Annotated in this window: 19 protein-coding genes; 9 read left to right on the forward strand and 10 right to left on the reverse strand. The window is 70.9% G+C overall.

Translation table 11 applies throughout. The features are described 5' to 3' along the window. The 5 genes from ACLF3M_RS17160 to ACLF3M_RS17180 all read left to right on the forward strand — a co-directional run bounded on the left by ACLF3M_RS17160 (window position 1) and on the right by ACLF3M_RS17180 (window position 4,450). Complete coding sequence (locus tag ACLF3M_RS17160) at window positions 1-2,199, forward strand: ABC transporter permease (RefSeq protein ID WP_430658178.1); 2,199 nt, start codon at window positions 1-3, stop codon at window positions 2,197-2,199. Window positions 2,200-2,202: 3 nt separating this feature from the next. Next, window positions 2,203-3,234, forward strand: coding sequence for an ABC transporter ATP-binding protein (locus ACLF3M_RS17165; RefSeq protein ID WP_430658179.1), 1,032 nt, complete (start codon window positions 2,203-2,205; stop codon window positions 3,232-3,234). A 71-nt stretch (window positions 3,235-3,305) separates the two neighbouring features. Continuing rightward, entirely contained in the window at window positions 3,306-3,632 is a 327-nt protein-coding gene (locus ACLF3M_RS17170) for a hypothetical protein (protein ID WP_430658180.1), read from the forward strand. A gap of 132 nt (window positions 3,633-3,764) precedes the next feature. Further along, on the forward strand, window positions 3,765-3,950 hold the full coding sequence (locus ACLF3M_RS17175; protein WP_430658181.1) for a hypothetical protein: 186 nt from the start codon (window positions 3,765-3,767) through the stop codon (window positions 3,948-3,950). Next, the gene (locus ACLF3M_RS17180; RefSeq protein WP_430658182.1) at window positions 3,947-4,450 is read left to right on the forward strand and encodes a hypothetical protein; all 504 of its coding nucleotides are present in this window, start codon (window positions 3,947-3,949) and stop codon (window positions 4,448-4,450) included. Before ACLF3M_RS17175 ends, ACLF3M_RS17180 begins: the two co-directional genes overlap by 4 nt. Here ACLF3M_RS17180 and ACLF3M_RS17185 read toward each other — a convergent pair. From ACLF3M_RS17185 to ACLF3M_RS17205, 5 genes are all read right to left on the reverse strand, one after another. Next, window positions 4,447-4,710, reverse strand: a complete 264-nt coding sequence (locus tag ACLF3M_RS17185) for a DUF2171 domain-containing protein (protein ID WP_430658183.1) — start codon at window positions 4,708-4,710, stop codon at window positions 4,447-4,449. The genes ACLF3M_RS17180 and ACLF3M_RS17185 overlap by 4 nt on opposite strands. A gap of 57 nt (window positions 4,711-4,767) precedes the next feature. Continuing rightward, the gene (locus ACLF3M_RS17190) at window positions 4,768-5,718 is read right to left on the reverse strand and encodes an ABC transporter substrate-binding protein (protein ID WP_430658184.1); all 951 of its coding nucleotides are present in this window, start codon (window positions 5,716-5,718) and stop codon (window positions 4,768-4,770) included. Further along, window positions 5,718-7,850 (reverse strand): molybdopterin cofactor-binding domain-containing protein, encoded by a 2,133-nt coding sequence (locus ACLF3M_RS17195; protein ID WP_430658185.1) that lies wholly within the window; start codon window positions 7,848-7,850, stop codon window positions 5,718-5,720. The genes ACLF3M_RS17190 and ACLF3M_RS17195 overlap by 1 nt, the downstream gene beginning before the upstream one ends. Continuing rightward, a complete protein-coding gene (locus ACLF3M_RS17200; protein ID WP_430658186.1) occupies window positions 7,847-8,308 on the reverse strand; it encodes a (2Fe-2S)-binding protein in 462 nt (153 codons plus the stop codon). The genes ACLF3M_RS17195 and ACLF3M_RS17200 overlap by 4 nt, the downstream gene beginning before the upstream one ends. Before the next feature lie 152 nt (window positions 8,309-8,460). After that, window positions 8,461-9,423 (reverse strand): Bug family tripartite tricarboxylate transporter substrate binding protein, encoded by a 963-nt coding sequence (locus ACLF3M_RS17205; protein ID WP_430658187.1) that lies wholly within the window; start codon window positions 9,421-9,423, stop codon window positions 8,461-8,463. Between the two features lie 126 nt (window positions 9,424-9,549). Here ACLF3M_RS17205 and ACLF3M_RS17210 point away from each other — a divergent pair, with 126 nt between their 5' ends. After that, window positions 9,550-10,158, forward strand: a complete 609-nt coding sequence (locus ACLF3M_RS17210) for an HdeD family acid-resistance protein (protein ID WP_430658188.1) — start codon at window positions 9,550-9,552, stop codon at window positions 10,156-10,158. Here ACLF3M_RS17210 and ACLF3M_RS17215 read toward each other — a convergent pair. Beyond that, on the reverse strand, window positions 10,155-10,994 hold the full coding sequence (locus ACLF3M_RS17215; RefSeq protein ID WP_430658189.1) for an exodeoxyribonuclease III: 840 nt from the start codon (window positions 10,992-10,994) through the stop codon (window positions 10,155-10,157). The genes ACLF3M_RS17210 and ACLF3M_RS17215 overlap by 4 nt on opposite strands. A 106-nt stretch (window positions 10,995-11,100) precedes the next feature. Between ACLF3M_RS17215 and ACLF3M_RS17220 the strand changes: the two genes are divergently transcribed. After that, on the forward strand, window positions 11,101-11,733 hold the full coding sequence (locus ACLF3M_RS17220; RefSeq protein ID WP_430658190.1) for an isochorismatase family protein: 633 nt from the start codon (window positions 11,101-11,103) through the stop codon (window positions 11,731-11,733). Between the two features lie 167 nt (window positions 11,734-11,900). On the opposite strand, the gene ACLF3M_RS17225 is transcribed toward ACLF3M_RS17220, so the two are convergent. From ACLF3M_RS17225 to ACLF3M_RS17235, 3 genes are all read right to left on the reverse strand, one after another. Continuing rightward, window positions 11,901-12,587, reverse strand: coding sequence for a fumarylacetoacetate hydrolase family protein (locus ACLF3M_RS17225; protein ID WP_430658191.1), 687 nt, complete (start codon window positions 12,585-12,587; stop codon window positions 11,901-11,903). 62 nt (window positions 12,588-12,649) lie between these two features. Beyond that, entirely contained in the window at window positions 12,650-14,173 is a 1,524-nt protein-coding gene (locus tag ACLF3M_RS17230) for a tetratricopeptide repeat protein (RefSeq protein WP_430658192.1), read from the reverse strand. Between the two features lie 257 nt (window positions 14,174-14,430). Continuing rightward, complete coding sequence (locus ACLF3M_RS17235; RefSeq protein ID WP_430658193.1) at window positions 14,431-15,243, reverse strand: gamma-glutamyl-gamma-aminobutyrate hydrolase family protein; 813 nt, start codon at window positions 15,241-15,243, stop codon at window positions 14,431-14,433. Window positions 15,244-15,372: 129 nt separating this feature from the next. On the opposite strand from ACLF3M_RS17235, the gene ACLF3M_RS17240 reads away from it, so the two are divergent. Together ACLF3M_RS17240 and ACLF3M_RS17245 are read left to right on the forward strand one after the other, a co-directional pair. Further along, entirely contained in the window at window positions 15,373-16,353 is a 981-nt protein-coding gene (locus ACLF3M_RS17240; RefSeq protein WP_430658194.1) for a Bug family tripartite tricarboxylate transporter substrate binding protein, read from the forward strand. A gap of 7 nt (window positions 16,354-16,360) precedes the next feature. Further along, window positions 16,361-17,398, forward strand: coding sequence for a methyltransferase (locus ACLF3M_RS17245; RefSeq protein WP_430658195.1), 1,038 nt, complete (start codon window positions 16,361-16,363; stop codon window positions 17,396-17,398). A 269-nt stretch (window positions 17,399-17,667) separates the two neighbouring features. Here ACLF3M_RS17245 and ACLF3M_RS17250 read toward each other — a convergent pair whose 3' ends face one another. Further along, complete coding sequence (locus tag ACLF3M_RS17250; protein WP_430658196.1) at window positions 17,668-18,570, reverse strand: MBL fold metallo-hydrolase; 903 nt, start codon at window positions 18,568-18,570, stop codon at window positions 17,668-17,670. Between the last annotated feature and the right edge of the window lie 77 nt (window positions 18,571-18,647).

The following is an 18,647-nucleotide window of genomic DNA, read 5'->3' on the forward strand; positions in this document are numbered from 1 at the left end:
TTGGGTGCGCTCGGCCTGGGCCGCGCGGCGCTGATCTGCGCCGCGCTCGGCGTCCTTCTGCTGCCCTGGCATGGGCTGGAGAACGGCATGGCCGAGCTGTCGGCCTGGCCGGGCGGCTCGGCGTCGCCGCTGGCCGCGCTGCTGCTGAATGGGGCGCGCTGGTGGCTGTGGCCGGTGGTGGGATTCCTGCTGGTGGCGGCACTGCCGCTGGCGCAGGGGCGGACGCCGGGCACGATCCTCGCGATCGCGGGCGGCGGAATCCTGGCCTGGACCTTCGCCATGGGCGAGGCGATCGGGCTGCGCGGGCTGGAATGGCAGTGGCTCGCTCCGCTGTTGGGATCGCCGCCGCCGCAGCCCTCCCTCGGCTGGGGCGCGCTGCTGGCACTCGTCGGTGCGACGGGGCTGCTGTCGGCCGGCATTGCAGCTCGCGGCGGCTTCCGGGCCGATGCCTTCATCGCCTTTCTCGTCACGGGATCGGCGCTGTTGCTGGTGCTGTTCGTCTTCGCGCCGCTTGCGCGCATCCTCGCCTCGGCCGTCTACGACGGAGAGACCTTCTCCCTCGGCGCCGCGGCCGCGCGGCTGACCGCGCACGAAGCCTGGAGCCTGGCCTGCGTCACCACGCATGAAGGCTGCGGCGTGGTGTGGAACACGCTGCTGCTGGCGACGCTGACGGCCACCATCTCCACCGCCATCGGTCTGTTCTTCGCGCTGCTCGCGGTGCGCGGCGGCGTGCGCGCCGCGCCGATCTTCCGCGCGATGACGATCCTGCCGCTGATCACGCCGCCCTTCGTCGTGGCTATGGCGCTGATCGTGCTGTTCGGGCGCACGGGCATCGTGACGAACTGGCTCTGGATGTGGCTCGACATCCCGCGCACGCGCTGGATCTACGGCCTGCCCGGCGTGCTGCTGGCCCAGGTGCTGGCCCAGGCGCCGATCGCCTTCCTGCTGCTGGACGGCGCGCTGCGCGCGATCTCGCCGAGCCTCGAGGAAGCCTCGGCCACCATGGGTGCCAGGCGCTTCACCATCTTCCGCACCGTCACCTGGCCGCTGCTGAAGCCCGCGCTGGCCGCGGCCTTCCTGCTGGGCTTCGTGGAATCGCTCGCCGATTTCGGCAACCCGCTGGTGCTTGGCGGTGATTTCGACGTGCTGTCCACGCGGATCTTCTTCGCCATCGCCGGCGCGCGCCACGATCCCGGCCGCGCCGCGGCGCTCGCGATCCTGCTGCTGGCGCTGACCTTCGGTGCCTTCGCGCTACAGGCGCTGTGGCTAGGTCGCCGGCGCTACACCACCGTCACGGGCAAGGGCGATTCCGGCATACCGGCGCCGCTGCCGAAGGGGCTGAAGCTTGGCGCCTCGCTGGTGGTCTGGCCCTGGATGGCGTTCACCGCGGTCGTCTACGGCATCATCCTGGTCGGTGCCTTTGTCCGCGACATCGGCCGCGGCGACATGAGCTTCACCTGGCGCCACATCATCACCGCCTTCGAGATCGAGTGGCAGAACGGCCCCGCACTCCGCGGTGCGGCCTGGGACAGCCTGCTGACGACGATCGAGGTCGCGGCGATCTCCGCCCCGATCACCGCGGGGATGGGCATCCTGCTGGCCTGGCTGATCGCACGGCAGGATTTCCGGGGGCGGCGCCTGCTGGAATTCCTGACGATGCTGTCCTTCGCCATTCCCGGGACGGTCGTCGGCGTGTCCTACATCATGTCCTTCAACGTCCCGCCGGTCGAACTCACGGGCACGGCGCTGATCCTGATCCTCTGCTTCGTCTTCCGGAACCTGCCGGTCGGCGTGCGCGGCGGCATCGCGGCCCTGGCGCAGATCGACAAGTCGCTGGACGAGGCGAGTGCGACCATGGGCGCCGGCGCCGTCGACACGCTGCGCCGCGTCGTGCTGCCGCTGGTCCGACCGGCCATCGTGACCGCGCTGGCGTTCAGCTTCGTCCATGCCATGACGGCGATCTCGGCGGTGATCTTCCTGGTCTCGGCGCAGCACAACCTGGCCACCGTCTACATCGTCGGCCGTGTCGAGGCCGGCGAGATGGCGCTGGCCATCGCCTATTCCACCATCCTGATCTTCATCATGCTGGCGATCGTGCTGGGCATCGAGAAGGTCGTGGGGCGCGCGCAGATCGGCCGGCGCGCCACGACTGCAACGCGCAGCGCGCCCGCACCGACGCCCGTGCGGGCCGGAGCCTAACGCATGTCCGACAGCGCCATCGTCTTCGACCGCGTCACCAAGGCCTTTGGCACCGTCCGCGCGGTCGATGAAGTCAGCTTCGCGCTGCCGCAGGGATCGCTGGTGACGCTCCTCGGCCCGTCCGGCTGCGGCAAGACCACGACGCTGCGGCTCGTCGCGGGGCTCGAGCTGCCGACCGACGGCACCATCACGATCGAGGGCAAGGACGTCACGCGGCTGGCCGCCGCCGAGCGCCGGATCGCGATGGTGTTCCAGTCCTACGCGCTGTTTCCGCACATGAACGTGCTGGAGAACGTGGCCTACGGCCTGGTGGTGAACGGCGCGCGCAAGCAGTCGGCCGAGGCCGACGCGCAGGCCATGCTGAAGACGCTGGGGCTCGAGGGCCTTGGCCACCGCCTGCCGTCGGAGCTCTCGGGCGGCCAGCAGCAGCGCGTCGCCGTCGCCCGCGCGCTGGTCCTTCGGCCTAAGGTGCTGCTGTTCGACGAGCCGCTGTCGAACCTCGACGCGCGCCTCCGCCGGCGCGTGCGGGAAGACATCCGCGACCTCCAGAAGAAGCTCGGACTGTCCGTGGTCTACGTTACGCATGACCAGCAGGAGGCGCTGGCCGTCTCCGACCTCGTCTGCGTCATGCGCGCGGGCAGGATCGCGCAGATGGGCACGCCGACCGAGCTCTACGAAGACCCCGCGGACGCCTTCATCGCGGACTTCATGGGCGAGGCCAACGTACTGAAGGGGGAGGTGCTTGGACCGAACCGCATCGCGCTTGGCGGCGTCGCGCTGGACACGCGCATGCGCGACCATCCCGCCGGCCCGGCGGAGCTCGCGGTCCGCCCGGAAGCCGTGACAGTGACGGCGGACGGGGAAGGCCTGCCCGGCCGCATCCAGCGCGCCGCCTTCCTCGGCCAGACCCGCGAATACGAGATCGAGACCGCGGCCGGCGTGCTCTTCGTGGTCACCCCGGCCGCATCCCAGGCCTTCGAGGAGGGCGAGGGCGTGCGCTGCCGGATGGAGCGCGTCATCCCGCTGCGGGCGTGACCGCGAGAAAACGTGATGCGCGGCCGGAACGCCTCGGTTAGCCTGCTCCCGGTTTCCAAGGAGGCATGGAGATGAAGCTCAACCGTTCCATCCCCCTCGCGCTGGCCGGCATCCTGGCCTTCGCGCCGGCGGCGCTTGCCGATTCCATCGACGGCAACTGGTGCACCGAAGGCGGACTGCGCATGACGATCCAGGGCCCCAGCCTGGTCTCGCCGGGCGGCGTGCGCATGGCCGGCGAGTATACGCGACATGGATTCAGCTACACCGCCCCGGCCGGCGAGCCCGGTGCCGGCGGCCGCGTGGACCTCACGCTGCGCGGCGAGAACATGGTGATCGCCCAGGCCGCCTCGGGCAGCATCGAGCCGACCTGGCGCCGCTGCGGCCCGCCGGTTAGCTAGGTCGCGTCAACCATCGCCCCACGCGCGGCTGGCCTGTGCGCGGGCCCATGCAACGCGTGGTGGGCGCGGTGCGATCATCCCCATATAGACACTCCATGCTGGCCCGACATGCGGGCTGCGGACGGGATGATCATGGCACAGACGAACAAGACCCCCGACCAGGCGGCGGACGACGCCCGCCTGGAAGACGAAGTCGCCTACCTCGCGAAGCGGCACCGCATCTCTCCCGCCATCGTGCGGGAGATCATCCGCCGCATCGGCTCTTCGGAACGCTCCGCGGTGGAGCGGGAGATCCGCAAGGGCATGATGCGGCGGTGACCGCGATCCGCGTCAATCGCGCGCCCGTGCTGACGCTCTGGGCCGCGGTGGTCGCGGAACGACTGGGATACGCCGAGGACACGGCGTTGAGCCTGGCCAGCGCCGTGGCCGGCACCGCCGCCCAGGCGAAGGCCCGGCGCCTCGGCCTGGCCGAGCAGCACGAGCACGTCGACCGCGACATCGCGCCGCGGCGGAGCGTGCGGCTGCTGGGCCGGGAGGTTGCGGTGGCCGAGGAAGGCGGGGCGCTGCTGGCGGCGCATGATGGCACGCCGGCGCCGGCCGCGCCGGTGCGTTGCTATGTCGAGCGCGCCTTCGGGGCGCATCTGGACGAGGTGCGCGCAGCGATGCAGGTACTGGCCGCGCGCCTGCCGCCGGAGGAGCTGAACCGCGTGGGCTTCCGGCTCTACGAAGCGTTCCGACCGGAGGTGCCGGACGGCGCCACGGGCTGGGGCGCGAAGGGAGAGTTGCGGACCGAGAGGATCCGCAGCGCGCTCGCCTAGGATTTCGTCCCGCTGCCGCCCATCGCCGTCGCCATGCCGCGCGCGCGGTCGGCGGGCATGTTGAGCCGCACCTGGTTGTCGTTCACCGCATCCACTGCGCTGACCGGCACGTAGTGGTGATGCTGGCCGGAGCCGTCGGGATCGTCCCGTTTCGTCAGCTTGATCTGGTCGCCTTCGAGCTTGTCCACCGTGCCGACATGGCCACCGTCGCTGCCGACGACGTCCATGTGCTCTCGGATCTGCGACGCATGCGCGCTCATTCGCGCTCCTCCCGTCTCTGTGGCGCGGGCCAAACGGCCGACGTCGCGACGGGTTGCTCAGGTCGCCAGGACGGAAGGGTGGAACAGCTCCTCCGGCGCGACGATGCGCGTGGCCAGCCCGTCCTCATGACCGTAGCGGCACATCGCGGCAACCTCGTCGCGGTTCCTGGCGAAGCCATAGGGCCAGGGATCGCCGCCCATCATCTCGGTCTGGCGCGCGACCTCGTAGGCGATCCAGGGGAGCGAGACGCGCAGCACGTTGGTCATCGCGGCCTCGGCCAGCGCGCTGGCCTTGGCGGCGGCGAAGGCCTTGTAGAGCGCCGCCGCCAGGCCAGGGTTCGCGTCCGCGACGTCGCGGCGGATGGCGATGCAGTGCATGATCGGGAAGAAGCCGGTGGCGCGGTGGTATTCCTCCTCCGCGGCGCGCGGATCGGGGAAGAGCCGCGCGACGGGCGCGCTGCGGTCCAGGAAGCAGGCGGGCGGGCGCGGCCCGATGAAGCCGTCGATGCGTCCTTCCGACAGCATCGCATCCAGCGTGTCGCCGGCCGGCACCGTGCGCAGCGTGTGGCCCGGCGGCAGGCTGATCGCGGTGCGCTCGCTGCCCGAGATCCAGGTGATCCCGCTTGTGTCCACGCCATGCTGGTCGCGCAGCATGCCGCGGATCCAGACGCCGGCGGTCTGCTGGTATTCCGGCGTGCCGATCGTGCGGCCAGCGAGGTCTTCCGGCTTGGTGATCCCGCGATCCGTGCGGACATAGATCGCGTTGTGGCGGAAGCTGCGGGACGGCCAGACCGGGATCGCGACGTAGCGGCTGTCGCCGCGCGCCACCGACAGGATGTGGCTCGACATCGAGAGTTCCGTGATGTCGTGGCGTGCTTCCCGCATGGCGATGCGGAACATCTCCTCGGGCTCGCTTGCGACGAAGGAGAGGTCGAAGCCCTCGACCTTGACGCGCCCGTCATGGAGGGGGCGTGTGCGGTCGGAGAGCGTGCTGGCGAGGGTGAGCATCACACGGCCTTCGCGATGTTCTCGGGCGTGAAGGGCCAGCGTCGCACGCGGACGCCGAGCGCGTCGGCGATGGCGTTGGCGATCGCCGCGATCGTGGGGCCGAGGCTGCATTCGCCCGCACCCAGCGGCGGCGCCTCCGGCCGGGCGATGATCTCGATCTCGACCGCCGGCACCTCGCTGAAGCGCAGCACGGGGTAGCGTTCCCAGGCGTCCGAGGTGACGGTGCGCGTGTCGTGCCGCACGGCCTCCATCACGCACATGGACGTCGCCTGGATCGCGCCGCCCTCGACCTGGTTGGCGACGCCGTTGGGATTGATGGCCTCGCCGACATCGGCCGCAAGCCAGAGCTTCCGGCAGACGATTCGCTCCGCCGCCTCGATTTCCGCGACCGCCGCGCACCAGGCGCCGGTGCCCTTGTAGCGCGAGACCGCCAGACCGAAGCCGCTGCCTTCCCGCTTCACGCGCGTCTCCCACCCCGCCATGCGCGCCGCCGCGTTCAGCACGTCGCGCGAGCGCGCGTCATCCAGGTGGCGCAGGCGATGCGCCAGCGGGTCCTCGCCGGCGGCGGCCGCAATCTCGTCCATCGTGGATTCGATGGCCCAGACATTCACCAGCGCGCCGAGGCCACGCAGCGCGCTCGCGCGGATCGGCATCTCCTGCAGGATGTTCATGCCGACATGCAGCGCCGGCACGCGATAGGGCGGAACGCCGTTGCGCTGCGCGCCGCCGCCGCCGGCCATGCCGGGGTTGATGGACAGTGGCACCGGGAAGGCGTCCGCGATCATGGATGCGGACAGCAGCGTCGGGTCCTTGCCGCGCCCTGGCCTTCCGGAATGGCCGTTCGACGTGATCTCCTGCTTCCAGCGCAGTAGCGTGCCGTCCGCGTCGGCCTCGGCCTCGATCTCCACCAGCATCGCCGGCGAGAAGGGCGACCAGCCCAGCTCCTCCGCGCGGGACCACATCAGGCGGATCGGCGTGCCGGGATGCGCGCGTGCGACAAGCGCGGCGTCAAGCGCCACGTCGTCGGCCCCGTTGTGGCCGTAGCAGCCCGCGCCCTCGACATGGCGGACGAGAATCGCTTCCTCCGGCATGCGCAGCGCCTTCGCGAGGTCGGTGCGGAGATTGTAGATGCCCTGGGAGTGGGTCCAGATCTCCATCGTCGCGCCGTCCCAGCGCGCGATCGCGCAGGATGGCCCGATCGAGCCGTGTGCGAGGAAGGGGCGGAAGAAGGTGCCGGCTACGCGATGCGCCGGCGCTGCTGTCTCCACGCTTCGTTCCGTCACGACGCTGCTGTCGCGCGGCGCGCTGCGGAGCCAGGATTCCAGTGCGGTCTCGTCGGGCAGCGTGTCGCGTTCGTCCCAGCTCGCGCGCTGCGCCACGCGCTCCGCTGCTTTCTCGGCGTGGTGTTCCTGCGCGCAGACGACGGCGAGGAAGTTGCCGTCGCGCAGCACGGTCGCGTCGCCCGGCAGCGCGCCCTCGCGCAGCGCCGTCAGCGTCGCGCGGCGCGAGGGCGGCCGCACCACCCGCGCGTGCATCATGCCGGGCAGCCGCAAATCGTGCACGTAGCGCGGTGCGCCGAAGACCTTGTCCGGCAGGTCGAGCCGCGGCGCCGGCGTGCCCGTGATACGCCTTTCGGACGCCGGCTTCGGCTTCGCCTCGGCCGAGGCTTCCACGGCCAGCAGTGCGGCATCGGCCAGCGACCAGTAGGACCCCAGCACGCGGCCGTCCGGCGCGACGAAATTGCCGTCGCGCACGGCGATGTCCTCCATCGGCACCCCGCTGCGCTGCGCGACGACGGACAGCACGATTCGCCGCGCATCCGCGCAGGCATGGCGCAACGCCGTGCCGCTTTCCTGGACGCTGAGCGAGCCGGAGGTCACCGCCTCGTCCGGGCTGTCCTCCGTCGTCGCTGGCTGGACGCGGATGCGGTGCAGCGCGACGTCGAGCTCGTCGGCGCTGATCTGCGCCAGCGCGGTCAGGATGCCCTGGCCGAGCTCCACCTTGCCCGGTTTGATCGTCACATGGCCGGCCGCGTCGAAGGCGAGCCAGCGATCGAGCCTGCGGTTCACATGCAGGCTTCCCGGCAACTTCGGCCTGCCGTCGTCCACCGGTCCCTTGAAGGCCAGGTTCATGCCGCGACCCCCTGCTCTGCCGCGCGGAGAACCGCGCGGACGATCCGGTTCTGCGCGCCGCAGCGGCAGAGATGCGGGTCGAGCGCTTCCTTCACCTGCGCCTCAGTCGGGCGCGGGACGCGCCGCAGCAGCGCAGCTGACGCCATCAGGATGCCCGACAGGCAGTAGCCGCATTGCCCGGCCTGCAACTCGAGAAAGGCCCGCTGCAGCGGATGCGGGGCGTCGGGCGTGCCGAGGCCCTCGACGGTCTCGACGCGCTTGCCGTTCGCTGCCGTCACGGGCGTGTTGCACGCGAAGATCGGCGCGCCGTCCAGCAGCACGACGCAGGCGCCGCATTGCTCCGCGCCGCAGCCGAAGCGAGGACCCGAGAGCCCGAGCGGCCCGCGCAGCGCGGCGAGGAGGGTCGCGTCGGGATCGATGTCGGGAGTGACTTCAGTGCCGTTGATGATGAAGGGCAACCGGCGTCTCCGCGCTGGCTTCCCTCCCCGGAGAGCGGGGGAGGGTCAGGGTGGGGGTGCGAGGATAAGGGACTCGCTGGACGAAGCACCCCCACCCCATCCCTCCCCCGCCTGCGGGGGAGGGAGGCTCCTGGCGGGGGGAGGCCGGCAAGCTACGACGGGGTCATGCGGGCCATGCGGATGTATTCCGCCTGGCGCGTGATGTCCTGCCGCAGGAAGGTGTCGAACTCCGCGATCGTCAGCACCATCGGCTGCGCGCCGGCGCGGGCCTGGGCCTCGCGCGTCGCGGGCAGCTGCATGATGCGGGCGATCTCGGCGTTGACGCGCTCGCGGATCGGCACGGGCGTGGCCGCCGGCGCCATCAGGCCAAGCCAGATCGAGGCCTCATAGCCCGGCAGCGTCTCGGCCACCGTCGGCAATTCCGGCATCAGCGGGCTGCGCTGCGGGCCCGTCGTGGCCAGGCCGCGCACGCGGCCGGCGGCGATCTGCTCCTTCATCGTCGGGATGGCGTCGAACATGATCGGCACCTGGCCCGCGATCAGCGCGGTGCGCGCCTCGTTCGATCCGCGGAAGGGGACATGCGTCGCCTCGGCGCCGGCCATCGCCAGGAAGACCTCGCCGGCGACGTGATAGGGCGTGCCGGGGCCTGACGAGGCGTAGTCGTACTTGCCGGGATTGGCCTTCAGCAGCGCGATCAACTCCGGCACGGTCTGCGCCGGGATCGAGGGATGCACCGCGAGGACGTGGTGCGCGACGTTGATGGAGGCGACCGGCGCCAGGTCCGTCATCAGCCGGTAGGGCCGGTTCGGCAGCAGCGTCTCGTTCGCGGTGTGCGTGTTGGACATCAGCAGCAGCGTATAGCCGTCGGGGGCGGCCTTCGCGACGGCGTCCGTGCCGATCACCGCGCCGGCGCCGGGCCGGTTCTCGATCACGAAGGGCTGGCCGAGCGCGGCCTGCAGGGGCTCCGCCAGGAAGCGCGCCGCGACGTCGGCCGATCCGCCGAGGCCGAAAGGCACGATGATGCGGACCGGACGCTGCGGCCAGGCAGGCGCCTGGGCCCGTGCGACGGCCGGCAGGGCGAGCCCCGCGGCGACAAGGCTACGGCGGCGGATCATGGTCTTCTCTCCTGGCGCGAGGTTTTGGCGCTACATCGGACACAGGGCCGGGATCGGCAACCCCTGGCGGCTCGCGACGGAATGCGGCCAGATACGGGACGGATCCAACGGGGCAAGGAGGCTGGCATGAGCGGCACGACGGACGACACGGGGCCGATGGGGCGCTTCCCGGCGGTCAGGGCCATGGCGCAGGGCTGGTGGCTTTTCGTGCTGCGCGGCGTGGCCAGCATGCTGCTGGGGCTCATGGTGCTGCTGAGCCCCGGGGCCGGCATCCTGGTCTTCCTCACCTTCATCGCGGTCTGGGCGATCTTCGACGGCGTCGCGTCGCTGGTTCACGCCGCGCGCGGGGAGCCCGATCCCTCCGGCCGGCATCGCTCACGCACCTGGCTGGCGCTGGACGGCATCGCCTCGGTCCTGTTCGGCATCCTGGTGCTGATGGCGCCGGGGCTGTCGGCCGCGGTGCTGGTGATCTGCATCGGCGCCTGGGCGGCGGTAACAGGCGTGCTGCGCCTGGTGCTGGCCTTCCGCACGGGCAGCTGGACGCTCGGGCTGCTCGGCCTGATCGCGGTGCTGGCCGGCATCTACATGATGGCGGCGCCGATGATCGGCGCGATCGTGCTGGTCTGGGTGATCGGGATCGAGGCGCTGATGATGGGCGGGCTCTTCGTCGCCTTCGGCCTCAGGCTGCGCAAGGTCGCGAACGACCCGCACGCGGCCGATATCGCCAAAGGCTAAAGCTCCAGCTCCACCATCACGGGCACGTGGTCGGACGCCTTCTCCCAATCGCGGGCGTCCTTCAGCACGGCGTGGCGGCGAAGGCCGCCCGCCAGGTCCGGCGAGACCCACACATGGTCAAGCCGGCGCCCGCGGTCGGAGGCCCGCCAGTCGGAAGCCCGGTAGCTCCACCAGGTGTAGAGCTTCTGGTCCTCCGGGACGAAATGGCGTAGCGCGTCGTACCAGGCGCCGGCGCGCATCATCGCCGTCAGCGCCTCGGTCTCCACCGGCGTGTGCGAGACGACGTCGAGAAGCTGCTTGTGCGACCAGACGTCGTGCTCGAGAGGCGCGATGTTGAGGTCGCCGACCAGCACGGCCCGCTTGAATCCGCCTGACTTGTGGCGCTGCGCGGACCAGGCCGTCGCCTCCGCCACGAAGTCCAGCTTGTGGGCGAACTTGGGATTGGCGTCGCGGTCGGGGACGTCGCCGCCTGCGGGGATGTAGAAGTCGTGCAGCTCGATCGGGCCGCCCGGCGCGTCGAGCTCCACCGCGACATGCCGGCAATCGCCCTTGCCGCACCAGTCGGGATCCCGCCCGTCGCGCAGCGCGAAGGGCAGCTTCGAGAGGATCGCGACGCCGTTGTAGCCCTTCATCCCGCGTATGGCGCGGTGCCGAAATCCCAGCGTGTCCACGCCGTCATGCGGAAAGACCTCGTCGGGGCACTTCGTCTCCTGCAGGCAGATCACGTCGGGATCGAGCGCCGCGACGAGGTCCTTCACCAGCGGCAGGCGCAGCCGCACGGAGTTGATGTTCCATGTCGCGATGCGCAGGGGCTTGCGCGCGGGCTTGCGGGCCAAGGGCCGAATCCTCGGTGACGGGGCATCCCTATCTGCCCGCACGGCCCGGTCTTGCAAAGCCGCCCTTGCGCGGGGATCGTCGGCGCAGGGCAGGAGGAACCGGCGCATGTCCGACGACTACGCACGACGCAGCTACGGGGAGATCGGGGTCGGCTTCGGCCGCAAGCCCGGAATCGTGGTCGTTGATTTCATGCTCGCCTTTACCGACCCGCAGTATCCGCTCGGCGGCGCGCCGCTGGTGATGCGCGCCTTCGAGAACACGCGGACGCTGCTGGAGGTCGCGCGCCGCCACGATATCCCCGTCGCGACCTGCAACACCGCGTACATGAACCAGCGCGAGATGCCGTACTGGAAGATCACGGCCGTGCGGGAGACCTTCCTGCACGATCACCCCTCGGCGGCGATAGACCCGCGCGTGTACGACCCATCCTACGACCTCGCGGTCTGCAAGAAGGGGCCGAGCATCTTCTTTCAGACCGGCGTCGCCGACTATTTCGCGAAGGAACGCGTGGACACCGTGATCGTCACGGGGTGCAACACCTCGGGCTGCATCCGCGCGAGCGCGATCGACAGCTTCAGCCACCGCTACCGCACGATCGTGCCGGAGGACTGCGTCGGCGACATCGAGGAACAGCCGCACCGCGACAACCTGCGCGACATCGGGCGGCGATACGTGGATGTCAGCGACCTCGCGACGGTGCTGGCGCAGATCGAGGCGTGGCGGAAGGGGAACAACTGAGTTCCCTGCCCCGCTTCCCTTCTTCTCCCCCCCAAGCGGGGGAGGCCGGGTCGGGGTGCTTCGTTCAGCGCTGCCTCATCCTCGCACCCCCAACCTGACCCTCCCTCGCAAGCGGGGGAGGGAAGTCCTGGGGTGGGAGGAGAAGGCACGAAACGGGCAGGCCGCCCTCAGACGATCTTCGTCTTCACCTCGCCCACGCCCTCGACGAAGCCTTCGAGGACATCGCCCTTCACCACCGCCGCCACGCCTTCCGGCGTGCCCGTCATGATGAGGTCGCCGGGCTCCAGTCGGACCAGGCCCGACAGGTTCGCGATCACCTCGGGCACCGACCAGATCAGCTTCGACAGGTCGGAGACCTGCTTCACCGCGCCGTTCACCCTGAGCTCGATCCTGCCTTTCGAGCCGTCATAGGACCCGTCATGCTTCACCAGCAGGCCCATCGGCGCGGAATGGTCGAAGCCCTTGCCCATGTCCCAGGGGCGGCCGGTCTTCTTGGCGTCGTTCTGCAGGTCGCGCCGCGTCATGTCGAGGCCCGCGCACCAGCCCCAGACATGCTTCAAAGCATCACCGATCGCGATGTCGGATCCGCCGGTGCCGATGGCGACGACCAGCTCCATCTCGTGGTGCAGGTTCTTCGTCTGGCTGGGATAGGGCATGTCCGCGCCGTCGATGACGACGCTGTCCGCGGGCTTCGCGAAGTAGAAGGGCGGCTCGCGCGTGGGGTCGGAGCCCATCTCGATCGCATGCTCGGCGTAGTTGCGGCCGACGCAGAAGATGCGGCGGACCGGGAACCTCGCGCCGCCCTTGACGGGCAGGTAGGGCACCGCGGGCGGTGCGACGACGAAGTCGGACATGGACGGCCTCCTCAACCGGAATATGGCGCCGTCATACAAGCCGCGCGCGGCGGCGCAATCCCTCAGGCCCGCGCGGCCAATTCCTCGTAGATCGCCTCCAGCTCCCGGCAGAGCGCCGCCGGGTCGCAGGCCGGGCTCGCCGCGACCTTCCGGCGCTGCGTCGCACGGCGTTCCGCCAGCAGCGCTGGCGCGGCGGCCAGCGCCACCGCCCGCGCCACCAGCGCGTCGGCATCCGCCGCCACGTCGTCGGGGAAGCCCGCTGCCATCAGGATCGATCGGCTGGTCCGCGCGGCCCAGCGGTCGCCCATCGTCGTCAGCACCGGCACGCCCTGCCACACCGCCTCGGCCGTGGTCGTGCCGCCGCTGTAGGGAAAGCTGTCCAGCGCGATGTCGATGGCGTCGTAGGTCCGCAGGAACTCGTCATGCGGCGCGGCGCCGAGCAGCGTCAGTCGCGCTGCCTCGATTCCCTGCGCGGCGAAACGCGCCAGCACCGCGTCGCGGTTCGATCCGTAGCCCATCGCGCGGTTGCGCAGCACCAGGCGCGATCCCGGGCAGGCCCGCAGCACCGCGGCCCAGGTGCCGATCGTCGGGTCGGTCAGCTTGTAGGCGCTGGCCAGGCTCCCGAAGGTGACGTGCCCCGCCGCCAGGCAGGGCGGCGGCGCGACGTCCGGCGTGGGGTAGAAGACCTGGAAGGGCAGGTAGGTCGAGGAGACGCGCCGCACGGGCTCGCTGCAGAATTGCTCCTCCTCCACCGGGATCGTCCAGGCATCGCCGATCAGGGCGTCGATGCAGTCCATCCCAGTCGTGCCGTACATGCCGTTCCAGGCGACCTGCACCGGCGCGGCGCGGTACAGCGGCAGGGCGAAGCGCGCCATGTGACTGGTGCCGTTGAGGTCCACCAGAACGTCCATTCCCGCCTTCGCGATGTGACCCGCCAGCTCGGCGTTGTCGGCGTCCTCCACGTCCCAGATGCGGTCGTCGTCATGCTCGCGGTAGCCGGCCTCGGGCGACGGCATGGCGCCGTCGGCGATCAGGGTGATCTCGAAGCGGCCGCGGTCATGCGCATTCAGCACGCCCGCATACATCTTCATCCAGTTCCGCTCGCCGAAGAAGCCGCCGACATAGCCGATCCGCAGCTTCGCCCCGCGCGCCGGCCGGGCGTTCAGCGGGCGGATGGACGCCGCCTCCGCCCGCGCCCAGCGCCGCCGGGCGCGCAGCAGGGCGGCGTTGTCCACGGCGGGGTCGGCGGGGGCCATGATCATCGCATTGGTCAGCACCTTGGCGCGGACCTCGGCGTCGGCGCCGGCCAGTGCGCGCTCGTTCTGGCGAATCGCCTGGCTGACCTCGCCGAGCGCGAAAAGGGAGCGTGCGGCGTTCGCCCGGATCGCCGGCGTGTCGGCGCCGAGGGTGACGGCACGGCGGAAGGCCTCGATGGCGCGGCCATGCTCCAGCCGCGCGGCCGCGGCATGCGCCAGGCCCGACCAGGCCGCGGCATCGCGGGGATTGGCGGCGGTCGCCTCGGCAAAGGCGGCCTCGGCATCCTCGAAGCGGCCTGCCTTGTAGAAGGCCATTGCGGTCTCGCTCATCGCCGCAGCCTGCGACGGATCCGGCTATCGCGCCACCGGACGAAAAAACGCCCGGTCAGGGGGGTGACCGGGCGCTACTTTCGTTTTTCGGATCCGAATGGTCGGGCGAGCCGGCAGGGGAACCGGATCGCTCACCGGCAAGTAGGGCCGGCCCGCAAAGAGTAGCAAGTCCACAGCCCACCATGCAAAAGGCGAATGCGCCACAACGTCGTGGAATCCCCGGAATCACGCCGAGGTCGCGGGTAGTTGAAGGCCCGTTACGCCGCCGCGACCAGTCGCGGGGCGGCTTCGCCGGGGCGCTCGCCGGCCGACCAGGCGGCCGCCGCGGCGCCGAATGCCTCGAAGACCGCGCGGCTCAGCGGATCGGTCTGCCAGTCGTATTCGGGGTGCCATTGTACGCCGAGCACGAAGCCCCGCGCATCGGGGATGCGCACCGCCTCGATCGTGCCGTCGGGGGCCCAGGCCTCCGCGACCAGGCGCGGCGCCAGCTGCTTGACCCCCTGGTTGTGGAGCGAGTTGACCGGCACCGCTTCCGGCTTCCACCGCAGCCCCGCCTCGTCCCAGATGCGCGCCAGCATGCCGTCCGGGGCGACTCGGACGGGATGCGCCTTGCCGGTACGGAGCCGCGGCAGGCGCTGGTCGGAAGGTGTCGAATGGTCGATGCGCCCCGGCAGGTCCTGGATCCGCTGGTCCAGCGATCCGCCGAGCGCAACGTTCAGTTCCTGGAAGCCGCGGCAGATTGCCAGCACGGGCAGGCCGGCGGCGATGGCGGCGCGGATCAGCGGCAGGGTCGTGGCGTCGCGGGCCGGATCCTCCGGCGTGCCGGTGGCATGCGCGGGACCTTCATAATAATCGGGGTGCACGTTGGATCGGCTGCCCGTGAGCACCAGCCCGTCCAGCCGCGGCAGGATCTCCGGCGCCAGCGCCTCCCCACAGGCGGGCAGCAGGATCGGCACGCCGCCGATCGGGCCGAGGGTGCAGCGGACATAGCTGTCGGACGCCGCATGGTTCGGCGTGGCGAAGGTGCCGAACGCCTTGTTGCAGCAGGAAATCCCGATCAGGGCGCGCATGCTGCGAATCTCATGCGACGATGTGGCAGGATCAAGACACTGTTGCAGGCTCCGCCCGGCGTGACGCACATGGCTGGCGCGTGTGGCCCGCTCGCCGCACCATGCCGGGCAGATGAGGAGGATTGCTGGATGATCGGACGTCGAGAGCTGATGGGCGGCGCCGTGGCCGCCGCGGGGCTGGCCGGCAGGGCCCCCGCTCAGGCCCAGGCCCAGTCCGCCTGGCCCGACCGCCCGATTCGCTGGATCGTCGGCTATCCCCCCGGCGGCGCCTCCGACACCTTCGCGCGGCTGATCGGCGGCCAGATGGGGACGCGGCTCGGCCAGAACGTGGTAGTGGAGAACCGTCCGGGCGGCGGCGCCGTGGTGGCGTCGGAGGCCGTGGCCCGCAGCCCGGCCGATGGCTACACCTGGATGCACGTGGACAACGGGATCCTGACCTACAATCCCGCGCTCTACGCCCGCCTGCCCTACGACCCCGACCGCGACTTCGCCGGCGTCGGCTTCATCGGCCTCTTCCCGCTCTACCTCGTCACCCGCAACGAGAGCCCCTGGCAGGATTTTCAGCAGTTGCTCGCGGCGTCGCGCTCGCGGGCTCCCACCTACGGCACGCCGGCCGTCGCCTCGCCCCACCATCTCGCGATGGAGCTGCTGAAGCGCCGCTCGGGCCTCGCCGCCGAGCACGTGCCCTACCGAGGCGGCCCGGCCGCGATGCAGGACCTGCTGGCGGGCAACGTGGACGTCATTGTCATAGACACCGCCACCGGCACGCCCTTCATCCGCGACAACCGGGTGCGGACGCTCGTCGCGCTGACCGACGCCCGCACGCGGCTCGCGCCCAATGTCCCGACCGCGAAGGAGCTCGGCTTCGACGCCGTCGCCTATGGCTGGCAGGGCATGAGCGTGCCGACCGGCACACCGGCCCCGGTCATCGCCCGGCTTTCGGAGGAGATGATCCGCGCCATGCAGTCGGACGCGATCGCGCCCCGGCTGCGCGACCTCGACATCGAGTACCGGCCGTGGTCGCCGGCCGAGTTCCAGGCCTTCGTCGGGCGCGAGAACGCGCTGTGGCGGCCGCTGATCCGCGACCTCGGCATCAGGCTCGACAGCTGAAGGGCTGATGATCCCACCGGACCGGCGCGGGCTGCCGCGCCGCGCCCTCGCCTGGCTGGTCAACAAGGCGAAGCGGGTCCCGCAGGGCCTGCGCAGCGGCGATGACCTGCCGCCCGAGCTGCGCCACGCCATGTGGAACAGCAAGGTCATGGGCTCGGCGCTGGCGCGCCAGGCCTACCAGACGGGGCTCGCCGGACCCGGCGCGCCGCCGGTCGAGGCGCCGGTGCAGGCCGGGCTCGGTGGCCGGCTCTGCCGGCAGGAGGACATCGAGGCCGCCTGGCTGCGCCACTGGTGCGGCCGCACCGGGATGGTCCCGCTCTATCACCGCAAGGTCTGGGAGGAATGCTTCATCCTCCAGGCGCTGTGGGAACAGGGAATGCTGGCGCCGGGGCGGCGCGGCCTCGGCTTCGCGGTGGGGCGCGAGCCGCTGCCCTCCCTCCTCGCGGCCATCGGCGCCGAGGTGGTGGCGACCGACCTGCCGCCGCGCGACCGCCGCGCCCGCCGCTGGCGCCAGGCCGCCCAGCACGCCGCGGAGGCGGAGGCGCTGCGCTGGCCCAACATCGTCGCGCAGGACGTCTTCGAGGCCCGCGTCGCCATCCGCCCCGCCGACATGGCGGCGATCCCCGCCGATCTCCGCGGCTTCGACTTCCTGTGGTCGGGCTGTGCGCTGGAGCATCTGGGCACGCTCGGCCGCGGCGCCGATTTCGTGCTGCGGGCGATGGAGTGCCTGCGGCCCGGCGGCGTCGCCGTGCACACCACGGAGTTCAACGTCGCGGCGCAGGGCCCCACCACCGCGCGCGGCCCGACCGTGCTCTATCAGCGCCGCCACGTCGAGTCGCTGGGCGAGCGCCTGGCCGCCGCGGGCCATCGCCTGCTGCCGGTGGATTTCTCGCCGGGCGAGGGCGTGCTGGACCGCTTCGTGGACCTGCCGCCCTTCTCCATGCCCGATGGCAGCCTGCCCGTGCCGGATGCGCCGCACCTCAAGAAGTCGGCGCGCCAGTATGTCGCGACCTCGATCGGGCTGATCGTGGTCGCGGCGGGATGACAACTCACGACTTGGTGAGCGCTGCTGCCTTGGTTTAGCCCTGCCTTCGTCAAGCTGGCGTCAACACGTCGCGCTTAGATTGACACGCGGTCGGTCATGAGACGGACCGACCGCCAGGACGGCTTGCAGCACCCCAGCCCGACGGTTCGGTTCCATGTCCAGCCTTCGCCGCCTTCCCGGCCTGATCTCCTCGCTGCGCCGCTGGCTCAGCTACAGGCCGGAACGCAGCTACATGCGCGGGCGCTGACGCGGCCTTCCTGCCGCCTGCCTCAGCTCGCGGTGTTGAGGTGGCCGCAGAAGCGATCCAGGTTCATCGGCAGGAACTGCTCATAGCCGCCCCAGTCGGCGTAGCGGGCCAGCCGCGTATCGCGCAGCGCCTGTTCGTTGCCGCAGCGTCCCTGAGCGAAGATCTCCTTCGCCGCCGCCTCGAGGTCGGCAAAATACTGCTTGAGGTTCTGCACGTCCTGCTTCGTGCCGAGCCGCCCGCCGGGGCCGGGATGGCCGGGAACCAGCACGTCCCATTCCAGCGCCAGCGCGCGATCGAGCCCCTGCTGCCATTCCGGCAGATAGCTGTCCGGCAGGTTCCGGAACAGCACGGCCTGCACCGGCATCCAGTCCACCGCAAAGATCAGCCGCTGCGCCGGCAGGCGGATCACCAGCGAATTGTCGGAGTGGTTACGGCCGAGATAGAGCAGCTCGATCCGCGTGCCGCCCATTTCGATCACGCGGCCTTCGTCGGAGACCACCTCGTCCGGCACCGGCGTGTTCGGATTGCCAAAGGCGGCGAGCCGGTCGCGCGCGCGCTGATGCGCGACGACGGTCGCACCCGCGGCCTTGAAGGGCGCGCCGCCCTCGATGTGGTCGAAATGCGCGTGGCTGTAGACGAGGTACCGGATCGGCGCCTGCGTGACCTTCCGGATCTCCTCGATGTAGGTCGTGACGGCCTGCGGGCGGCGCTGCCCGATCGGGTCGGTCGCGAGCACGCCGTCCGGCGTCACCACGAAGATCGACTGATGGCCCTGGTAGCGGAACAGGAAGACGCCCGGCGCGATCTCCCGCGTCTGGAACGGCGGCGCCTGCTGCGCGGCGACGGGATCGTCGGCCATCAGCGTGCCGCCGAAGCAGGCGCAGGCCGCAAACAGGTTGAAGGACCGACGAGACAACCGGGTCATATGGCGCACCCCCCTGATCCGCGGCAGGCGCCGCGCGTCGCGACGCTATGTGACGCAGGACGGGTCGGGCAACCGCA

This window comes from Falsiroseomonas sp. HW251, from assembly GCF_050563545.1.
GTDB lineage: Bacteria > Pseudomonadota > Alphaproteobacteria > Acetobacterales > Acetobacteraceae > Falsiroseomonas.